Raw genomic sequence first — 19,119 nt, forward strand, 5'->3', positions numbered from 1 at the left:
CAACCGGGCACGATGAGAAGGCAGAGGAAGCGAGCCGGGTTCGGTCCGGGTTGACCCTCGACCTTGTCGAGGCGGCAGGGTCCCGGGTGTGGAGAGCGAGATGCGCAGCATTGGTGAGATGGCCCGGGACAGCGGCCTGAGCGTGAGCGCCCTGCGGTTCTACGACCGTGCGGGGGTGCTGGTCCCCGACTGGGTGGACCCGGTCAGCGGCTACCGCTGGTACGCGCCCGAGCAGTCGGACGAGGCCAGGCTGCTGGCGCGGTTGCGCCGGGCCGGGATGCCACTGGCCGACATCCGGCTGGTGCTGGCCGGCTGGGCCGGGGCGGACACCGATCTGGTACGGCAGCTCCTTCAGGAGCACCTGCGTCGGCTGGAACAGGGGTTGTCCGATGCCCGCGGTGAGTTCTCCACGCTCCGAGCTCTCCTCGACGACAGGGAGAAACCCATGACCTCGCTCCGTACCTCTTCGGCCCGACCGGCGCTTTCCTCGCCCGAGCTGGCCGCCGCGTTGGACGCGGTCCGTTTCGCCGCCGGTACGGATCCCGAGCTGCCGATGCTCGGCGGGGTCCTGTTCGACCTCGAGGACGACGTCCTGCGCCTCGTGGCGACCGACCGGTACCGGCTGGCCGTCGCGCGGGCCGCGGTCACCGGGCACGGCGGGCCCCGGGTGCAGGTGACCGTGCCCCTGCCGCTCGTCGACGCGATGCGGGCGCTGGCCGGCGGCACCGAACCCGTCCGGCTCTCCGTGGACGGTGACCGGGTGACGTTGGAGACCGAGAGCGGTCGGCAGGTGGCCGGTCGGTGCCTCGACCAGGAGTTCCCGGACTACCGGCGCCTGGTCCGTCTGCCGGCCGGGCGTCGGGCCATGGTCGACGTGGCGGCCTTCCGGGAGGCGGTGGAGGCGGGCCCCGTCCGGACCGGCGAGGTGCGTGAGCAGGACGGGGTGCCCTACGAGGTCAGCGTGCTCGGGGTGGCCGAGGACGGCACGGTGGTCCTCTGCGAGGAGGGTGACGACGGCGAGGACCGTGTCGCCGTCAACCGCGAGTTCCTGCTGCACGCCCTCGACGCCGGGGCCCGTGACCGGCTGGTCCTGGAGTTCGGCGCCTCCACGGCACCGCTCGCGGTCCGCCGCCCCGACGACGAGGACACCTTCTCGCTGCTGATGCCGGTCCGGCTGGACGGCCAGGCCTGAGCCGGGCTCTGAGGCACTGAAGCACTGAGGCCCCTGGCGGGATGGACCGATGGCTCGACATGGATGGGTGGGGCGTGACCGGGAGCGTTCGTTCCGAGGCCGGTGCGGCATGGGTCGGGGGTTCTGATGCCGGTCGATGACGGGACCGAGGAGTCTCCCGGGGCGGCTTGTGGCGTTCCGTCCGCGCAGGACGACGGGCGGCACTCGCGGGCCCGGGAGCGGCTGCCTCGCTCCTACCTGTGGTGGCTCGTCGGAATCCTGGTCTCGCTCGTGGGCAATGCGGTCTTCTACTTCGCTCTCGGCTGGGCCGCCAGTGCGTACGGCGGGGGCGTCGCGGGTCTGGTGCTGAGCGCGGTCACGCTTCCCCGCGTTCTGCTCCTTCTCGTCGGGGGCGCGGTGGGCGACCGGGTCAGCGCGCGTCGTGTGCTGATCACCGGCGATGCGGTGATGCTGGTCTTCTCGCTCGGTCTGGCGGTCCTCGCCCACCGCCTGGGGGCTCCGCCCTGGTTGCTCATCGCGACGGGCATCGCGGTCGGTGTGGTCGATGCCTTCTATCTGCCCGCTTCGGGGTCCATGCCTCGTCGGCTGGTGGCCGAGGCACAGTTGCCGCGGGCGTTGTCCCTGCGACAGGCCGGCGGTCAGGTGATCACCATGGGAGGCGGGCCGCTGGGCGGCGTCCTGGTCGGTCTTGCCGGGCTTGCGGGCGCGGCCGTGTTCAACGCCGTCACCTTCGCCTTCACGCTGATCGTCCTGGCGGTCGTCCGCCCGCGGTACGAAGCGGCGCGGTCCCCTGCGGCGGCCGGTCTGCTCAAGGAGGCCGTGGACGGCGTGCGCGTGGCCTTCGCCCATCCGGTGCTGCGTCCGGGTCTTTGCCTCACCGGTTTCGCGGCCGGCTTCCTGTTGCCCGTGCTGTCGCTCCTGGTTCCCCTGCTCGCCCGTGAGCGGGAGTGGGGCGCGGGGGCCGCGGGGCTCGTGATCGGAGCGCAGGGCGTGGGCATGGTGGCGGTCACCCTGGTGGTGGTGAGGCGCGGTCCGCTGGGACGGCCCGGTCTGCTGTCGGCGGGCGCGCTCGTGCTGGCCGGTGCGGGGGTACTCGCCCTGGCGCTGGCACCGGGCGCGGCGGGGGCGGTGACCGCCGGCGTGGTCATCGGTGTCGGCAACGGGGTCTTCTCCGCGCACATCGCGCCGTTGATCCTGGCAGCAGCACCGGAAAGCCATCTGTCCCGCGTCCAGGCGGTTCTCGTGCTCGTCCAGAGCCTGGCCTTGTTGCTCATGAACAGTGCGCTCGGCGCCTTCGCCGATCTCGAAGGTCCCGCAGTCGTCCTCGTCGCCTGTGCCGTCATGCTCGTCGGCGTCGGGCTGGCGGGCCTGGCCTCCGGGCCGCTGCGCAACGACCGTACGGGGCTGCGGTCCCGCTGAGCGGGGCCGGCCGTGCCGGCTGCGTAACGGCGGCACGGCCCGGAGACGGTCTGCCCGTCGAGCGGCCCACCGGTCGGTGGCCGTCTTCGTCAGCGCGGTGACGGAGGCTCGCGAAAACTCGCGAAAAAGGGAGTACGCGCGCTCACTCCCGCCCGAGGATCTCGGCGGCGGTCTCGATGCCCTCACGAGTGCCGATGAGGATGAGGGTGTCGCCGCCCGCAAGCCGGAAGTCCGGTGTCGGGGACGGGATCGCCTCGGCCCGGCGCAGCACGGCCACGATCGAGGCGCCGGTGGCGGTGCGCATCCTGGTGTCGCCCAGCACCCTGCCGTTCCAGTGGGAGGCGGCGGACAGTTCGATGCGCTCCGCGACCAGGCCCAGGTCGGTCGTGTGCAGCAGGTTCGGGCTGTGGTGGGCGGGCATCAGCGCGTCGATCAGGGCGGCCGACTCGGCGACGTTCAACCGTAGCGACTGGGCGCAGGCGTCCGGGTCGTCGGACCGGTAGACGTTGACCGTGCGTGCGCCGTCCCGGTGCGCGATCACGGAGAGGTGCTGGCGCTCACGCGTGGTGAGGTCGTATTTCACGCCGATGCCCGGCAGTGGCGTGGTGCTCATCCGTGGAGCAGGCACAGCCCGTCCCCTTCCCGGTTTCTTCTGATCATCCGTCGTGCTGGGTGGGAGGGTCCCTCCATCCCGCTGATGGTCAGCCCCCCCGTGGGGGACATGGTGTCATCCCGCCATGCCGTCGAGAGGGTGGGTGGTGTCAAGGATGGACAAACGGTCGCGGTGGACTCGACCCTCACGGAGGCGGACCATCGGAGGGTGCTGATCGCTCCGGAAGTGTGGCCCGTTGGGCCCATCGCCACGCGGTTCCGCAATGAGATCATGGTGGTGACATACCGATTGGGGAGGCGTCATGAGTCGTCTGGTCGTTGTGGGAGTCGATGGATCGGCCTCGAGCCTGGCCGCGGTGGGTGTCGCGGCCGAGGAGGCCCGGCAACGTAAGGCCGAGCTGCGGGTGGTGCATGCGTTCCTCTGGCCCGCCATGCATGTGCCGCTGGGTCCTTCGCCGCTGGGCCCGCCCGAAAGCGGTCTGCAGGCCGCGGCCGATCAGCTGGTGGCTGAGGCGGTGGAACACGCCAGGTCGGTGGCGCCGGACGTGGACGTCTCGCACACCGTGGTGACGGGAGAACCGTTGTCCGTGCTGGAGGCGCAGTCCGCCTCCGCGGAGCTCGTGGTCGTCGGATCCCGCGGGATGGGGGGTTTCGTCGGGCTTCTGGTGGGGTCGACGGCGGTGCACCTGGCGGCTCACGGGCGGTGCCCGGTTCTGGTCGTGCGCGAGTCGGGGGCGGTGGACGGGCCGGTCGTGGTCGGGGTCGACGGTTCCCCGGCGGGCGCGGCGGCGATCGACTTCGCCTTCACCGAAGCGTCTCTGCGCGGTGCCGAACTGGTCGCGCTGCACTCCTGGACCACCTGGAACGCGCCGGCCCCGGCCCCGCAGGACGAGAAGGCTCCCTACGCGGGCGCGCCCGGTGAGCTGGAGGCCGGTGAGGAGCGTCTGCTGTCCGAGGCGCTGGCCGGGTACCAGGAGCGGTATCCCGGTGTGAAGGTCCGGCACGAGCTCGTGCACGGCGGTACCCGCGAAGCGCTCATCGAAGCGAGCCGTACGGCTCGCTTGCTGGTGGTCGGGGCCCGGGGGCGGGGCGGGTTCACCGGGCTGCTGCTCGGTTCGGTCAGCCAGGCGATGCTGCACCACGCCCACTGCCCGGTGGCCGTCGTCCGCGGCGCCGGCGGGGAGAAGGCGGAGGGGGACGCGTAGCGCGCTTCCCCTTCCGGGGCTTCCGGGCCGCCGGGCTCCTGGCCGGTACGGCCCCCGGCCCTCGGGTACCCGGGCGGGGACTCGCGGGCGTGAACCGGGACGCACCCGCCTCGGGGGCCGGCCCGGACGGGAGTGAGCAGTGGACAACACCGTGATCGTCGGAGTGGACGGATCGCCGTCCAGTCTCGCCGCGGTGGACGTCGCGGCCCGGGAAGCCCGGCTGCGCGACGCACAGTTGCGGATCGTGCACGCCTTCAGTCGTCCGTCCGACCTGGACCCGATGATCCACGGCGTCCTGGCCCAGGCGGAACAGCGGGCCGCCGACCTGGCGCCGGGTCTGGAGGTGGCCAGGACCGTGGTCTCCGGGGGCGCCCTGACGGTGCTGCGGAGCGAGTCGCGCCACGCGGTGCTGGCCGTGCTCGGCAGACGGGGCCGCAGCGGGTTCGGGGGCCTGCTGCTGGGCTCGACGGTCGTGCAGTTGGCCGCCCACGGGCACTGCCCGGTCATGACGGTCCGGGGACGCCCCGATCCGCAGGGGCCCGTGCTCCTCGCCGCGGACGGCTCGGCGGCCGGTGCGGCGGCGGCCGAGTTCGCCTTCGCCGAGGCGGCGCTGCGCCGGGCCCGGCTGGTCGCACTGCACGTGTGGAACACCTGGAACGAGCCGACACCGTACGAGCGCCCCGCCGACCCGCTGAACGTGCTGGTGGACCTGGACCAGCTCCGCGAGAAGCACCGGCACCGGCTGGAGGAGGCCCTGGCGCCGATCCGGGCCGCTCGTCCGGAGGTGTCCGTGGAACTGCTCGTGGAGCGGTCCCGGGTGCGCCACGCACTGCTGGACGCCAGCAGGCAGGCCCAGTTGCTGGTGACCGGGGCCCGGGGGCACGGCGGCTTCACCGGGATGCTGCTGGGTTCGGTGAGCCAGGCACTGCTCCACCACGCCGACTGCCCCGTCACCGTCGTCCGCGGCGAGCGGTGACCGGCCGGAGGCGGTGCCGTCGGACGTGATGACGTCCGGTCACCTCGACGGCACGAGGGGGCCAGGTGTACGACGCGGGTCTCCCGGTCGGCGAACGCGGAGGCGATCGCGCGAGAGCGGCCGGTTCCGGGTCTCGCTCACGTGCGACGCACCGGGCGCGCCGGGCAGGTCCGCCGAGCGCACCGACGCCGGCGACGGTGGCACCGCCGCCCTGGTGGTCCACGGGAGTGTCCCCGGCGCCGGGCCCGACGCCGACGACGAAGCGGGCTCCCGCCGGGCGCCGGCGCGTCCGGCCCGCTCCGTCGGTCACCGGCCTCGCCGGAGCACCGGTCCTGCCGGACCACCGGTCTACCGGCCGCCGAGGAAGCTCAGCCGGACCTGGCGGTCGGGGTTGTCGCGGTTGGTGTCGACCAGGCACACGGACTGCCAGGTGCCCAGTTCCAGCCGGCCGTCCAGTACGGGCAGGGTGGCGTGCGGCGGGACGAGGGCGGGCAGGACGTGGTCGCGGCCGTGGCCGGGGCTGCCGTGGCGGTGCTGCCAGCGGTCGTCGGCCGGCAGCAGGGTGTGCAGGGTGGCCAGGAGGTCGTCGTCGCTGCCGGCGCCGGTCTCGATGACGGCGATGCCGGCGGTGGCGTGCGGCACGAGGAGATTGAGCAGTCCGTCGCGGCCGGCTGCCACCTCCCGCAGGAAGGACTCGCAGTGGCCGGTGATGTCGACGACCCGCTCCGCGGAGCCGGTGGCGACGTTCAGGACCCGGGTGGTGAAGGCATCTGACATGGCTTCCATCCTGGCCCATGTGCCGGGGCCTTCGGGGAAGGACGCCTCCGAGCGGCGGTGACGGTCCGCGGGAAGATGTGTCCCCCCAACCGTGTTAGTAGAAATATGAACTACATGAGTGGGGCAGAGGTGACCGAGGTCCAGGCAGTCGTCATAGGCGCCGGGCAGGCGGGCCTGTCCAGCGCCTACCATCTGCGGCGCACCGGGTTCGAGCCGGACCGCGACTTCGTGGTGCTCGACCACAACCCCGGCCCCGGCGGCGCCTGGCGGTACCGCTGGCCCTCACTCACGTACGGCAAGGTGCACGGGATGCACTCGCTGCCCGGCATGGAACTCACGGACGCCGATCCGGCCCGGCCGTCCTCCGAGGTCATCACGGAGTACTTCGACCGCTACGAGCAGACGTTCGACCTGCGGGTACGGCGACCGGTGCGGGTGCGGGCGGTGCGGGAGGGAACCGGCGGGCGGCTGCTGGTGAAGACCTCGGCGGGCGCCTGGTCGACACGGACGCTGATCAACGCCACCGGCACCTGGAATCGGCCGCTCTGGCCGCGCTACGAGGGCCAGGAGACCTTCCTGGGACGGCAGTTGCACACCGCTCAGTACCCGGGCCCCGAGGCGTTCGCCGGCCGGCGGGTGGTCGTGGTGGGGGGAGGCGCCTCGGCCACCCAGCACCTGCTGGAGATCGCCCCCCACGCGGCGGCCACCACCTGGGTGACCCGGCGGCCCCCGGTCTTCCACGAGGGCCCCTTCGACGAGGAGGCGGGGCGGGCGGCCGTGGCACTGGTCGAGGAGCGGGTACGGCAGGGGCTGCCGCCGCGCAGCGTCGTCTCGGTGACGGGGCTGCCGCTGAACGACGCGATCCGCCGGGGTCTCGCCGACGGCGTCCTGGACCGGCAGCCGATGTTCGACCGGATCACGCCGGAGGGGGTGGAGTGGGGGGAAGGGCGGCGAGTGGCGGCCGACGTGATCCTGTGGGCCACCGGGTTCCGTCCCGCCGTCGAGCACCTCGCTCCGCTGCGCCTGCGGGAGCCGGGCGGCGGCATCCGCGTCGAGGGCACCCGGGCGGTCGCCGACCCCCGCGTCCACCTCGTCGGCTACGGTCCTTCGGCCAGTACCGTCGGGGCCAACCGCGCCGGGCGCTCGGCCGTACGGGACATCAGGCGTCTGCTGGCGGAGGAACGCGTCGCGGCCTGACGCCCCTTTCGAGTGGTGGTGCCGGCCGGCTCACTCCTCGGGCCGGCCGCTCGCCTCCTGCCCCCTTCCCCCCTTACGCCTTTTCCCCCTTCTCCTTCTTCTGCCGTGCGTTGAACTCGGCGACGTTGCGCTGGTGCTCCTTGTGGTCGGCGGTGAAGCGGGTGTCGCCCGGTGCGACCGTGACGAAGTACAGCCAGTCGCCCGGCGTCGGGTTGATCGCCGCCCGCATCGCCTCCTCGCCGGGATTGTCGATCGGGGTGGGCGGCAGCCCCATGCGCGTGTACGAGTTGTAGGGGCTGTCGACCTCGGTGTCCGCCTCGGTGGAGCGCGATGCCGAACGGCCCGGGGCGTAGGCGAGCGTCGAGTCCATCTGCAGCGGCATCCCCCGCTCCAGCCGATTGAAGATCACCCGGGCCACCTTGCCCCGGTCGGCCTTGGTGGACGCCTCCGCCTGGACGATGCTCGCGACGGTGACGGCCTGGTAGACGCTCATCGCGTTGCGCTGCGCACCGGCGGCGGTCGGGGCGCCGTTGAACTTCTTGTTGGCGGTGTCGACCATCAGCGACAGCAGTTGCTCCGGCGTCGCCCCCTCCTTCAGCGGATAGGTCGCCGGGAAGAGATAACCCTCCGGGTTCCCCTCGGCGTCGTCCGGCAGCTTGAGGCCGGCCTTCGCGAGGGACTTCTTCGTGCTCCCCGCGGGCAGCCGGAGGGCCTCGTCGACGGCCGCGTACACCTGGCTCGCCCGGTGGCCCTCGGGGATCACCAGGGTGGTGGGGCGGGAATCGCCGTCGCCCAGGATCAGCAGGGGCACCGCCACGGCGGTGCCGGCCACGACGGCCCCGGTCACGACGAGGGCGAGCCGGCCCCGGCGCGTCAGTCGGATCGTGTTCCGTGACGGAGTGTTCTTCTGCATGCGGGCACGGTAACGCCCATAGGGCCCCAAACCCGGCATATTTTCATTTTGTCGGCTCCAGTTGGGCGTCCCTGCGGACAAGTCCCGCGTAGCGCCCGTCCAGCTCCAGCAGCTCCTCGTGCGTGCCGCGTTCGACCACCCGGCCCGCGTCGAGCACCACGATCTGGTCGGCGCCGCGGACGGTGGACAGCCGGTGGGCGATGGTGAGCGTGGTGCGGTCGGCCGACAGCGCGTCGATGGCCTGCTGGACGGCGGCCTCGGTACGGGTGTCGAGCGCGCTGGTCGCCTCGTCGAGGACGAGGACCGGCGGGTCGCGCAGGATGGTCCGGGCCAGCGCCAGACGCTGCTTCTCGCCACCGGAGAAACGGTGACCGCGCTCCCCCACGACCGTGTCGTACCCGTCGGGCAGGGCGGCGATGTGGTCGTGGATCTGCGCCGCGCGGGCCGCCGCGTGGAGTTCCTCGTCGGTGGCGTCGGGCTTGGCGAAGCGCAGGTTGTCGGCGACGGAGGCGTGGAAGAGGTACGTCTCCTGGGAGACGACGCCGACCGCGCGCGCCAGGGTGTCGAAGTCGAGGTCGCGCACGTCCACGCCGTCGAGGGTGACCCGGCCGGAGGTGACGTCGTACAGCCGGGGCACGAGGTGGCCGAGCGTGGACTTGCCGGCGCCGGTCGAACCGACCACGGCGAGGCTGGTGCCGGCGGGGACGGTGACGTCGACGCCGTCGAGGACGGGACCGCCCTTGCCGTCGTAGCCGAAGGTGACGTTCTCGAACCGGACCTCGCCGCCGACCCGGGCGAGGCGGACCGGCTCCGCGCGCTCGGTGATGTCGACCGGGAGGTCGAGGTACTCGAAGATGCGCTGGAACAGCGCGAGCGACGCCTGGACCTGGACACCGGTCGACAGCAGGCTCACCGCCGGCCGGAACAGACCCTGCTGGAGCGAGACGAAGGCGACGATCGTCCCGATGGAGACGCCGGGCCCGCCCGCCTGCAGGACGATGCCCGCGGTCCAGTAGATGACGGCGGGCATGGCGGCCATGACGATCGTGATGACGGCCATGCGCCAGCGGCCGGCCATGTTCGACCGCACCTCGAGGTCCACCAGCAGTTCGGACTCGTCGGCGAACGCCCTGGTCAGAGAGTCGGAGCGGCCCATGGTGCGGCCGAGCAGGATGCCGCTGACCGACAGCGACTCGGTGACCGTGGCGGCCATCGAAGCCATCTGCCTCTGGCGTTGGGTGGTGATCTTCTTGCGTTCGTTGCCGACGCGGCGGCTGATCCACACGAACGCCGGCAGCAGGACCAGCGAGACGACGGTCAGCCGCCAGTCGAGGACGAGCATCGCGACGACGGTGGCGACGACGCTGGTGAGGTTGGAGACCAACGAGGTCGCCGTCGAGGTCACGGTGGCCTGCATGCCGCCGATGTCGTTGGCGATGCGGGACTGGACCTCGCCGGTGCGGGTGCGCGTGAAGAAGGCGAGCGACATGCGCTGGAGCCGGTCGTAGACCGCGGTGCGCAGGTCGTGCATGACCCGTTGACCGACGGTCGTGGAGATCAGCGTCTGGAGCACTCCGAAGACGCTGGTGAGGACGGCGCCGAGGATCATGCCGAGGGCGAGCAGGCTGAGCAGTCCGGTCCGGCCCTCGGGGAGCGCGACGTCGAGGATCGTCTTCAGCAGGAACGGGGTGGCGACCGAGACGAGGGACGCCGCCCCGACGAGCAGGCCGACGATCGCGAGCCGCCCCCGGTAGGGGCGGAACAACTTCAGGATGCGGCGCACCTGCCGGGGCTGTTCCCCGGCGCCCGCGGGTGCGCTCCAGACGGGTTCGCGGTCGGGGTGCATGGTCTCCTTCGGGAACTGGCAGCAGGAAGCTGGAGGAAGTACAGGGCGACAGGGCGCGACAGGGAGCCGGGAACGGCCGCCCGGTGCCGGGCACGCCGGGGTCAGCGGAGCCTAGCTCATTGTTACCTATACTCACAATGAACGGCATCCTGATATTGTTCCGCGCATGACCACCCCCGACCCCGACGGCCTGCTGGCCGAGCAGCTGCTTCGGCTGACCCGCCGGGTGCACCGCATCCAGAAGCGTCATCTGGTGCGGCGCGAACTGGGCATCACCCCGGCCCAGTCCCGGTTGCTGCGCACCCTCGCCCACTACGCCTCACCACCGCGCATGGCCGATCTGGCCGAACGGCTGGAAGTGGTGCCACGAGCGGTGACGACGCTGGTCGACGGACTGGAGGCGAACGGCAAGGTACGGCGGGTGCCCGATCCGGCCAATCGGCGGGTGATCCGGATCGAGCTCACCGAGGACGGGCACACCGCCCTGCGGGAGCTGCACGCCGCGCGCCGGGCCGCCGCCGAGGAGATCCTGGCTCCGCTGACGGACGAACAGCGTGAGGCCCTCGGCGGTTTGCTGGACGCCCTGATCGACGGAACGGCGGCCGTACCGCGGCAGGACGACACGTCCTGCTGAGGCGGCGCGGCGCGCCCGTCCGGAGTCCGCGCCGTGCCCCTCCGGGGCGGGCAGCCGGTTCCGTGCGCTCTCGTGGAAAACCGTTTGCCTTCCCGTACGCAGCGGGGTCAACCTGTCACGGTTTGCTGCCGCAGTCGTCCGCGGACGACGCACGGCCCCGCCTCTGCGAGTCACTGGGACGTCATGCAGATCCAAGACCTTCCGTATCCCGATCCGGGCGTGCCCGATGCCCGCTCGGGTCCCCGATTCCTGTGGTGGCTCTTCCGGAATCAGCTCTCCGGCCAGCTCAGATCGCTGGCCTGGGGACTGCTGCACTTCACCGCCGTCGCCTCGCTGCCGTTCTGCGTGGGTGTCGGGGTCCAGGCCGCCGTCGACCGCTCCGGCTCCCGCCTGGCCCTGGCCGGCGGTCTCCTGGCGCTGGCGTGCGCGGCGAACGCCGTCGGTGACACCTTCCTGCACCGGACCGCCGTCACCAACTGGATCACCGCGGCCGCCCGCGTCCAGCAGGTGCTCGCCCGCAGGGCCGCGGTCATGGGGTCCGTGCTGACCCGGCGTGTCGCGGCCGGCGAGGTGATGGCGGTGTCCACCGGTGACGTCGAGAAGATCGGCTGGTTCGTGGAGGCCCTGTCGCGGTTCACCGCGGCGGTGGTCACCGTCGTGGCGGTCTGTGTCGGCCTGCTCGTCCTCCAGCCCGCGCTCGGCGTGCTCGTCGTCGTGGGGGTGCCCCTGCTGGCGCTCGCGGTGCTGCCCCTGCTGCCGCACGCCACCCGCAGGGCCGACGCCCAGCGGGAGAAGGCCGGCCGGGCCACGGAACTCGCCTCGGACACCGTCGCCGGACTGCGGGTGCTGCGCGGCATCGGCGGCGAGGAACTGTTCCTCGAGCGCTACCGGCGCGCGTCCCAGGACCTCCGCCACGCGGCCGTGCGCAGTGCCCGGATGTGGTCCCTCATCGCGGCGGTCCAGGTGCTGCTGCGGGGAATCCTGCTGATCGCCGTGGTCTGCTACGGCGTCCACCTGGCCCGTGAGGGACGCATCGCGGTGGGCGAACTGGTCACCGTCTACAGCTCGGTCATGCTGCTCGCCTACCCGCTGCGGCACTTCGAGGAGATCGCCATGGCGTACTCCTTCTCACGGCCTTCGGCCACCCGCGCGGCGCGTGTGCTGTCGCTGGAGCGGGCCACGGGCACCTCGGGCGCGCCGCCTGCCGTCACGCCCGCCGGTGACCTGTACGACCCGGTGACCGGTCTGCTCGCCCCGGCGGGCCGGCTCACCGCCGTGGTGTGCGGGGATCCGGACGCGGCGGGGCGGCTGGCCGAACGGCTCGGCGGGCACGCGGCGTCCGCCGGGCGGGACGGTTCGGTGCTGCTCGGCGGGGTGCCGCTCGACGAGCTGCCGCTGGACGCCGCCCGCGGCGCCGTCCTCGTGCAGGACAAGGACCCGGTGCTGCTCTCCGGCACGCTGCGCGAACTGCTCGACGTACCCGCCTCCGGTGCCGTCGGAGCGCGCGAGGCCCTGGAGGCCGCGCAGTGCGGGGACGTGCTGGCGGCACTGGTGCAGGGTTCACCCGCCGCAGCCGATCCGATGGACGCGCTGATCACCGAACGCGGACGGTCCCTCTCCGGCGGCCAGCGCCAGCGGCTCTCCCTGGCCCGGTCGCTGGTCGCCGATCCGGAGGTACTCGTACTGGACGAGCCGACCTCCGCCGTGGACTCGCACACCGAGGCCCGTGTCGCACAGGGCCTGGGCGAACTGCGGGCGGGCCGCACCACCGTGGTCTTCGCCTCGTCGCCCCTGCTGCTCGACCGGGCCGACCAGGTGGTCTTCCTGCACGACGGAGCTGTCGTGGCGGTGGGCGGCCACCGCGAGCTGGTGCGGACCGAGCCCCGGTACCGGGCCGTGGTGGCCCGGGAGGACCGCGACGGCCTGAAGGACGTCGACGACCTGAAAAGCCTGAACGACCTGAACGACCTGGACGACCTGAACGACCTGGACGACCTGGACGACCTGGACGACCTGGACGGTCCGAACGGTCTGAACGCTCTGGAAGAACTCGAAGAGATCGAGGAGACGGCATGATCGGCGTGGCGCCACCGGCCTACGACCCGGCGGCCCCCACCACGGCCGGCACCCTGCCCGTGGGCGCCCCCGCCACCGTCCGCGCCTACGTGGCCGAGCTGCTCCGCAGGCACCGCCGGGCCTTCGTCCTGCTGATCACGGTGAACACCGTCGCGGTGGTCTCCTCGATGATCGGCCCGTATCTGCTGGGCGGTCTGGTGGAGCGGGTGTCCGACCGGACGCGGGAGCTCCATCTGGGGCTCACCGCCGGGCTGTTCGTGCTCGCGCTGATCGTCCAGGCGGTGTTCGTCCGGCAGGTCCACCTGCGCGGGGCCGTACTCGGCGAGCGGATGCTGGCCGATCTGCGCGAGGACTTCCTGGTGCGGTCGGTCGGACTGCCCCCGGGAGTGCTGGAACGCGCCGGAACCGGTGATCTGCTGTCCCGGATCACCACCGACATCGACCGGCTCGGCAACGCGATGCGCGAGGCCGTGCCCCAGCTGACCATCGGTGTGGTGTGGGCGGCGTTGCTGCTGGGCGGTCTGGTGGTCACGGCGCCCGAACTGGCGCCGGCCGTGCTGGTGGCCGTTCCGCTGCTGGTGGCCGGCTGCCGCTGGTACTTCCGGCGGGCGCCGTCGGCGTACCGCTCGGAGGCCGCCGGGTACGCCGCCGTGGCCGCGGCGCTCGCCGAGACCGTGGACGCGGGGCGGACGGTGGAGGCCCACCGCCTCGGCGAGCGCCGCGTGGCGCTGTCGGATCAGCGGGTGCGGGAGTGGACGGCCTGGGAGCGCTACACGCTCTGGCTCCGGTCGGTGCTCTTCCCGGTCGTCAACATCACCCACGTGACCGTGCTCGGCTCGGTGCTGATGATCGGTGGGGTGTTCGTCCTCCAGGGCTGGATCGGTGTCGGCCAGCTGACGACCGGGACGCTGCTCGCCCAGATGCTCGTCGACCCGGTCGGGCTGATCCTGCGCTGGTACGACGAGTTGCAGGTGGCCCAGGTGTCGCTGGCCCGGCTGGTCGGCGTCCGGGAGATCGAGCCCGACGCCGGTGACGGCACCCTGGCCCCCGACGGGCGCCGGGTGCGCGCGGAGCAGGTGCGCTTCGGCTACCACGAGGGCGTCGACGTGCTGCGCAAGGTGTCGCTCGAGGTCGCCCCCGGCACCCGGCTGGCGCTGGTCGGTCCGTCCGGCGCCGGCAAGTCCACTCTGGGCCGGCTGCTCGCCGGTGTCTACGCGCCCCGGGACGGCACGGTGACCCTGGGCGGTGCCGAGCTGTCCCGGATGACCGCGGAACGGGTCCGTAGCCATGTGGCCCTCGTCAACCAGGAGCACCACGTCTTCGTGGGTTCCCTGCGCGACAACCTGCGGCTCGCCCGGACGGACGCCGAGGACGACCGGTTGTGGGCGGCACTCGGCGCGGTCGACGCGGACGGCTGGGCCCATGCGCTCGACGACGGTCTCGACAGTGAGGTCGGCTCGGGAGGGCTCGCGCTCACCCCGGCCCAGGCCCAGCAGATCGCGCTGGCCCGCCTGGTGCTGGCCGACCCCCACACGCTGGTCCTGGACGAGGCGACCTCACTGCTCGACCCCCGCGCGGCGCGGCGTCTGGAGCGCTCCCTGTCCCGGGTCCTCGACGGTCGCACCGTCGTCGCCATCGCCCACCGCCTGCACACCGCCCATGACGCGGACGTCATCGCCGTCGTCGAGAACGGCCGCATCAGCGAGCTGGGCAGCCACGACGAGCTGGTCGCCGCGGACGGCGCGTACGCGGCGCTGTGGCGTTCCTGGCACGGGTGAGGCCACTGCCGCCCGCCCGGCGGGACGCCGTGCCGTTGCGCGGAGCCGAACCTGGGTGGAAGGCTGGAGTCAGGCACCGGCTCGGGGAACATCCGGGGGCTCCGGAGGGCCGGGGTGCGGGTGAGGCCGGTGCTCCGTGCAGGTGCGGCCCGCAGCGGGCCACGGCGGGAACGGGCCCGTCGCCACCCCTGGAGGTACCCGTGAACAGTGCCGGCGGTTGGGGAGACGATGTCTACCAGCCCGACGAGTCCGAGGTTCAGGACGACGCCGGACTGCTCGATGCCGAGGACACCCTCATGGACGACGGCGTGGACGACCCCCTCGACCGGGGCTGGTCCCCTCCCGAGCGGCCGTGGGCCGTGGAGCACACCGGTGTGACGGCCGCGGAGGGCCGCGAGGGCGAGACGCTGGACCAGCGGCTCGCCGAGGAGCTGCCCGACACCGCGGCTCTCGACGGCGACGGCCTCGGCGACAGCGAGGGCACCGACGGCGAACTCCTGGACAACGAGGTCGGTGCCGCGCGCTCCGGCCGGCTCGTCGCTCCCGACGAGGGGGCGCACGAGGACGAGGAGACCGCCCTGGTGGCCACGGACGTCGGTATCGACGGCGCGGCGGCCTCGGCCGAGGAGGCCGCCGTGCATGTCATCGACGAGGACACCCTGCCCGGGTGACCCCCTCCGCCTCCCTGCCCGCCGTCCCCGGACGAGGCACGTCGCAACGAGTGGCACGAGTCGCACAAGGAGCTTTCATGCAGCAGGACAAGCACCCCGACTACCACCCCGTCGTCTTCCGCGACCGGTCCGCCGGTTACGCCTTCCTCACCCGGTCCACCGCGACCAGCGAGCAGACCATCGAATGGGACGACGGCGAGACCTACCCGGTGGTGGAGGTGGAGATCTCCTCGGAGAGCCACCCCTTCTACACGGGCAAGGCGCGCACCGTGGACACGGAAGGGCGCGTCGCCCGCTTCGAGCGCCGGTACGGCGGTGAGGGCTCCGGGTGAGAGCCCCGGGCGGGCCGGGCCGCCGCCTCAGACCACGTTGAGCGCCACCGCGCCGCCCACTCCGCCGAGCAGCATGAACGCCGGCATCAGCACCTTGATCTCCACCCAGCTGCCCGCCTTGAACCGCATCGCCTTCGGCGGGCCCACGGGGTACCAGCGCCTGCGGCCCACCGGTATGGGCCACAGGATCGGACAGCCGGAGACGGTCAGCGCGTCCCCGATGTCGTGGACCAGCGCGCCCAGGACGATCGGCAGCCCCAGCCACAGGTACTCCTGGCCCGGTGCAGTGAACAGCCAGGCGGCGCCGTTGCCCGGCTGGTCCAGGATGTCCGCGAGGATCCACGCGCTGGTCGCGGCGAGCAGCCACACCAGTACGTCGCTGCTGGCGCCCCGGGCCGCCCGCCACAGCAGACCCTCGATGGCCAGCACCATGTGGACGAAGAGGATGGCCAGCACCGCCCACCGGCCGCCGGTGATGGCCAGGACGGAGGTGCCCCCGCCGATCATGACCGCCCACAGCCAGGTGTGGGTGAGGGTGCGGTGGCCGCCGGAACGGCGTGGGTCGCCCGGCTTCCTGGTGGCCTTGTAGACGGCGGACGACAGCTTGTCGACGATCTCGCACAGCCTGCGGGAGACGGGCCCGAAGGCGCGGGATATCGTCGCCGCCTTGTGGTCCAGGTCCGGGGCGAGGGCGGCGCCGGCGCAGATGAGCGCGCCGACGAGCAGCACCGGCCAGGGCATCGGGCTCCCTGCGGCGGCCGTCGCCGCTCCGACACCGAGCCAGGCCGCGGCGCCCGACAGTGAGTGTGCTGGTCCCATCATCCCCGTTACCCGCCCCATTGCTCGTGCACCGCTGTCCGGTTGACCAGGTGCGCTGACGCCTCTCGGCGCCACAGCGTAGCCTTAGCGATCTTCGTTCCCGAATCCGATTCCCACGCGGGGCCCGACGGCAGGCAAGATGGGGGGTGTGACCCTTATCGATCAGCTGCCACCGACCGCCGACCCCGACGCCCTGTACGAAGCCTTCGAGTCGTGGGCCGAGGAACGCGGTCTCACGCTCTACCCCCACCAGGAGGAGGCGCTGATCGAGGTGGTCTCCGGGGCGAACGTGATCGTCTCGACGCCCACCGGCTCGGGCAAGAGCATGATCGCGGCGGCCGCCCACTTCGCCGCGCTGGCGCGGGACGAGGTCACCTTCTACACGGCCCCCATCAAGGCCCTGGTGTCGGAGAAGTTCTTCGAGCTGTGCAAGGTCTTCGGCACGGAGAACGTCGGCATGCTGACCGGCGACGCGTCCGTCAACGCCGACGCCCCGGTCATCTGCTGCACCGCCGAGGTGCTGGCCTCGATCGCGCTGCGCGACGGCAGGTACGCCGACGTCGGCCAGGTCGTGATGGACGAGTTCCACTTCTACGCGGAGCCGGACCGCGGCTGGGCCTGGCAGATCCCGCTGCTGGAACTGCCGCAGGCGCAGTTCGTCCTGATGTCGGCGACGCTCGGTGACGTCTCCTTCTTCGAGAAGGACCTCGCCCGCCGCACCGGCCGCCCCACCTCGGTGGTCCGCTCGGCGACCCGCCCGGTGCCGCTGTCCTACGAGTACCGCTACACGCCGCTCACCGAGACGCTCACGGATCTGCTGGCGGCCCGGCAGGCTCCGGTTTACATCGTGCACTTCACGCAGGCGCAGGCGGTGGAGCGGGCCCAGGCGCTGATGAGCATCAACATGTGCACGCGTGAGGAGAAGGACCGGATCGCCGATCTGATCGGCAACTTCCGCTTCACCACCAAGTTCGGCCGCAACCTCTCCCGCTACGTCCGGCACGGCATCGGTGTGCACCACGCCGGCATGCTGCCCAAGTACCGGCGGCTGGTGGAGAAACTCGCGCAGGCCGGTCTGCTGAAGGTCATCTGCGGTACGGACACGCTGGGTGTGGGCGTCAACGTCCCGATCCGCACGGTGCTGTTCACCGCCCTGACCAAGTACGACGGGAACCGGGTGCGCACGCTGCGGGCCCGGGAGTTCCATCAGATCGCGGGCCGCGCCGGACGGGCCGGCTTCGACACCGAGGGGTTCGTCGTCGCCCAGGCCCCCGAGCACGTCATCGAGAACGAGAAGGCGCTGGCCAAGGCGGGCGACGACCCGAAGAAGCGCCGCAAGGTCGTCCGCAAGAAGGCGCCCGAGGGGTTCGTCGCCTGGTCGGAGCAGAGCTTCGAGAAGCTCATCGGATCCGATCCCGAGCCGCTGACCTCGCGTTTCCGGGTGACGCACACGATGCTGCTGTCGGTGATCGCCCGGCCCGGCAACGCCTTCGAGGCGATGCGGCACCTCCTCGAGGACAACCACGAGCCGCGCCGGCAGCAGCTGCGGCACATCCGGCGGGCGATCGCCATCTACCGCTCGCTGCTGGACGGCGGCATCGTCGAGAAGCTGGACGCGCCGGACGCCGAGGGCCGGATCGTCCGGCTGACCGTGGATCTCCAGCAGGACTTCGCGCTGAACCAGCCGCTGTCCACCTTCGCGCTGGCCGCGTTCGAGCTGCTGGACCCCGACTCGCCGTCGTACGCGCTCGACATGGTGTCCGTGGTGGAGTCCACGCTGGACGACCCGCGCCAGATCCTCGCCGCCCAGCAGAACAAGGCGCGCGGCGAGGCGGTCGCCCTGATGAAGGCGGACGGCGTCGAGTACGAGGAGCGCATGGAGCGCCTCCAGGACATCACGTACCCGAAGCCGTTGGAGGAGCTGCTCTTCCACGCGTACAACACCTACCGCAAGAGCCATCCCTGGGTCGGCGACCATCCGCTGTCGCCGAAGTCCGTGGTGCGGGACATGTACGAACGGGCGATGTCCTTCACGGAGTTGGTGTCCCACTACGAGCTGGCCCGCACCGAGGGCATCGTGCTGCGGTACCTGGCCAGCGCCTACAAGGCCCTGGAGCACACGGTCCCGGACGACCTGAAGTCCGAGGACCTCCAGGACCTGATCGCCTGGCTGGGCGAGATGGTGCGTCAGGTCGACTCCAGTCTGCTGGACGAGTGGGAGCAGTTGGCCAACCCCGCGGAGATGACCGCCGAGGAGGCCCAGGAGAAGGCCGACCAGGTCAAGCCGGTCACCGCCAACGCGCGTGCCTTCCGCGTCCTGGTCCGCAACGCCATGTTCCGCCGGGTCGAACTCGCCGCTCTGGACCAGGTCGACGCGCTGGGCGAGCTGGACGCCGAGGCCGGTTGGGACGCGGACGCCTGGGGCGAGGCGATGGACAAGTACTGGGACGAGTACGAGGAGCTCGGCACCGGCCCCGACGCCCGCGGTCCCAAGCTGCTGCTGATCGAGGAGGTGCCGGCCGACGGGCTGTGGCGGGTCCGGCAGATCTTCGACGATCCGAACGGCGACCACGACTGGGGCATCAGCGCGCAGGTCGACCTCACCGCCTCCGACGCGGAGGGCCGTGCGGTCGTCCGGGTCACCGATGTCGGCCAGCTGTGAGCACAGGAGC

Annotated in this window: 16 protein-coding genes; 11 read left to right on the plus strand and 5 right to left on the minus strand. The window is 72.1% G+C overall.

Annotation, left to right across the window (positions count from 1 at the left end; translation table 11 throughout):
* Positions 1–100: 100 nt before the first annotated feature.
* Together ACWEQO_RS11575 and ACWEQO_RS11580 are read left to right on the plus strand one after the other, a co-directional pair.
* Positions 101–1,192, plus strand: a complete 1,092-nt coding sequence (locus tag ACWEQO_RS11575; protein ID WP_452981642.1) for a DNA polymerase III subunit beta family protein — start codon at positions 101–103, stop codon at positions 1,190–1,192.
* 126 nt (positions 1,193–1,318) lie between these two features.
* Positions 1,319–2,611 carry an MFS transporter gene (locus tag ACWEQO_RS11580; protein ID WP_452981645.1) on the plus strand — a complete coding sequence of 431 codons (1,293 nt, stop codon included), beginning with the start codon at positions 1,319–1,321 and terminating at the stop codon, positions 2,609–2,611.
* 142 nt (positions 2,612–2,753) lie between these two features.
* Here the strand turns inward: ACWEQO_RS11580 and ACWEQO_RS11585 are convergent, their stop codons facing one another.
* Entirely contained in the window at positions 2,754–3,224 is a 471-nt protein-coding gene (locus ACWEQO_RS11585) for a cation:proton antiporter regulatory subunit (RefSeq protein ID WP_361458776.1), read from the minus strand.
* A 301-nt stretch (positions 3,225–3,525) separates the two neighbouring features.
* Between ACWEQO_RS11585 and ACWEQO_RS11590 the strand changes: the two genes are divergently transcribed.
* A complete protein-coding gene (locus ACWEQO_RS11590) occupies positions 3,526–4,428 on the plus strand; it encodes a universal stress protein (RefSeq protein ID WP_452981649.1) in 903 nt (300 codons plus the stop codon).
* A gap of 139 nt (positions 4,429–4,567) precedes the next feature.
* Positions 4,568–5,404, plus strand: coding sequence for a universal stress protein (locus tag ACWEQO_RS11595; protein WP_452981652.1), 837 nt, complete (start codon positions 4,568–4,570; stop codon positions 5,402–5,404).
* Between the two features lie 348 nt (positions 5,405–5,752).
* Here the strand turns inward: ACWEQO_RS11595 and ACWEQO_RS11600 are convergent, their stop codons facing one another.
* Positions 5,753–6,181, minus strand: a complete 429-nt coding sequence (locus ACWEQO_RS11600) for a YjbQ family protein (protein ID WP_452981655.1) — start codon at positions 6,179–6,181, stop codon at positions 5,753–5,755.
* Positions 6,182–6,295: 114 nt separating this feature from the next.
* On the opposite strand from ACWEQO_RS11600, the gene ACWEQO_RS11605 reads away from it, so the two are divergent.
* On the plus strand, positions 6,296–7,378 hold the full coding sequence (locus ACWEQO_RS11605; protein ID WP_452981657.1) for an NAD(P)-binding domain-containing protein: 1,083 nt from the start codon (positions 6,296–6,298) through the stop codon (positions 7,376–7,378).
* Positions 7,379–7,451: 73 nt separating this feature from the next.
* On the opposite strand, the gene mltG is transcribed toward ACWEQO_RS11605, so the two are convergent.
* Entirely contained in the window at positions 7,452–8,291 is an 840-nt protein-coding gene (gene mltG / locus ACWEQO_RS11610; protein ID WP_361458786.1) for an endolytic transglycosylase MltG, read from the minus strand.
* 43 nt (positions 8,292–8,334) lie between these two features.
* Positions 8,335–10,137: an ABC transporter ATP-binding protein gene (locus ACWEQO_RS11615; protein WP_452981661.1), complete on the minus strand. Its 1,803-nt coding sequence runs from the start codon at positions 10,135–10,137 to the stop codon at positions 8,335–8,337.
* 166 nt (positions 10,138–10,303) lie between these two features.
* Between ACWEQO_RS11615 and ACWEQO_RS11620 the strand changes: the two genes are divergently transcribed.
* The 5 genes from ACWEQO_RS11620 (at position 10,304) to ACWEQO_RS11640 (ending at position 15,628) form a co-directional block, all read left to right on the plus strand.
* The gene (locus tag ACWEQO_RS11620; protein ID WP_361458790.1) at positions 10,304–10,771 is read left to right on the plus strand and encodes a MarR family winged helix-turn-helix transcriptional regulator; all 468 of its coding nucleotides are present in this window, start codon (positions 10,304–10,306) and stop codon (positions 10,769–10,771) included.
* Positions 10,772–10,954: 183 nt separating this feature from the next.
* Positions 10,955–12,847, plus strand: a complete 1,893-nt coding sequence (locus ACWEQO_RS11625; RefSeq protein WP_452981664.1) for an ABC transporter transmembrane domain-containing protein — start codon at positions 10,955–10,957, stop codon at positions 12,845–12,847.
* A complete protein-coding gene (locus ACWEQO_RS11630; protein ID WP_452981667.1) occupies positions 12,844–14,625 on the plus strand; it encodes an ABC transporter ATP-binding protein in 1,782 nt (593 codons plus the stop codon). The genes ACWEQO_RS11625 and ACWEQO_RS11630 overlap by 4 nt, the downstream gene beginning before the upstream one ends.
* Positions 14,626–14,825: 200 nt before the next feature.
* Positions 14,826–15,296 (plus strand): DUF5709 domain-containing protein, encoded by a 471-nt coding sequence (locus ACWEQO_RS11635; RefSeq protein WP_452981671.1) that lies wholly within the window; start codon positions 14,826–14,828, stop codon positions 15,294–15,296.
* 77 nt (positions 15,297–15,373) lie between these two features.
* Complete coding sequence (locus ACWEQO_RS11640) at positions 15,374–15,628, plus strand: type B 50S ribosomal protein L31 (RefSeq protein ID WP_109380703.1); 255 nt, start codon at positions 15,374–15,376, stop codon at positions 15,626–15,628.
* Positions 15,629–15,655: 27 nt separating this feature from the next.
* Here ACWEQO_RS11640 and ACWEQO_RS11645 read toward each other — a convergent pair whose 3' ends face one another.
* Entirely contained in the window at positions 15,656–16,450 is a 795-nt protein-coding gene (locus tag ACWEQO_RS11645; protein ID WP_361458798.1) for a metal-dependent hydrolase, read from the minus strand.
* A gap of 136 nt (positions 16,451–16,586) precedes the next feature.
* Here ACWEQO_RS11645 and ACWEQO_RS11650 point away from each other — a divergent pair, with 136 nt between their 5' ends.
* Positions 16,587–19,109: a DEAD/DEAH box helicase gene (locus ACWEQO_RS11650; protein WP_361458800.1), complete on the plus strand. Its 2,523-nt coding sequence runs from the start codon at positions 16,587–16,589 to the stop codon at positions 19,107–19,109.
* The last annotated feature ends 10 nt before the right edge of the window (positions 19,110–19,119 follow it).

The organism is Streptomyces sp. NPDC004051 (genome assembly GCF_053604275.1).

Coding starts and splice junctions, on each gene's coding strand:
- ACWEQO_RS11575 (WP_452981642.1), top strand. CDS start 101: ATGCGCAGCATTGGTGAGATGGCCCGGGACAGCGGCCTGAGCGTGAGC.
- ACWEQO_RS11580 (WP_452981645.1), top strand. CDS start 1,319: ATGCCGGTCGATGACGGGACCGAGGAGTCTCCCGGGGCGGCTTGTGGC.
- ACWEQO_RS11585 (WP_361458776.1), bottom strand. CDS start 3,224: ATGAGCACCACGCCACTGCCGGGCATCGGCGTGAAATACGACCTCACC.
- ACWEQO_RS11590 (WP_452981649.1), top strand. CDS start 3,526: ATGAGTCGTCTGGTCGTTGTGGGAGTCGATGGATCGGCCTCGAGCCTG.
- ACWEQO_RS11600 (WP_452981655.1), bottom strand. CDS start 6,181: ATGTCAGATGCCTTCACCACCCGGGTCCTGAACGTCGCCACCGGCTCC.
- ACWEQO_RS11605 (WP_452981657.1), top strand. CDS start 6,296: ATGAGTGGGGCAGAGGTGACCGAGGTCCAGGCAGTCGTCATAGGCGCC.
- mltG (WP_361458786.1), bottom strand. CDS start 8,291: ATGCAGAAGAACACTCCGTCACGGAACACGATCCGACTGACGCGCCGG.
- ACWEQO_RS11615 (WP_452981661.1), bottom strand. CDS start 10,137: ATGCACCCCGACCGCGAACCCGTCTGGAGCGCACCCGCGGGCGCCGGG.
- ACWEQO_RS11620 (WP_361458790.1), top strand. CDS start 10,304: ATGACCACCCCCGACCCCGACGGCCTGCTGGCCGAGCAGCTGCTTCGG.
- ACWEQO_RS11625 (WP_452981664.1), top strand. CDS start 10,955: ATGCAGATCCAAGACCTTCCGTATCCCGATCCGGGCGTGCCCGATGCC.
- ACWEQO_RS11630 (WP_452981667.1), top strand. CDS start 12,844: ATGATCGGCGTGGCGCCACCGGCCTACGACCCGGCGGCCCCCACCACG.
- ACWEQO_RS11640 (WP_109380703.1), top strand. CDS start 15,374: ATGCAGCAGGACAAGCACCCCGACTACCACCCCGTCGTCTTCCGCGAC.
- ACWEQO_RS11645 (WP_361458798.1), bottom strand. CDS start 16,450: ATGATGGGACCAGCACACTCACTGTCGGGCGCCGCGGCCTGGCTCGGT.
- ACWEQO_RS11650 (WP_361458800.1), top strand. CDS start 16,587: ATGGGGGGTGTGACCCTTATCGATCAGCTGCCACCGACCGCCGACCCC.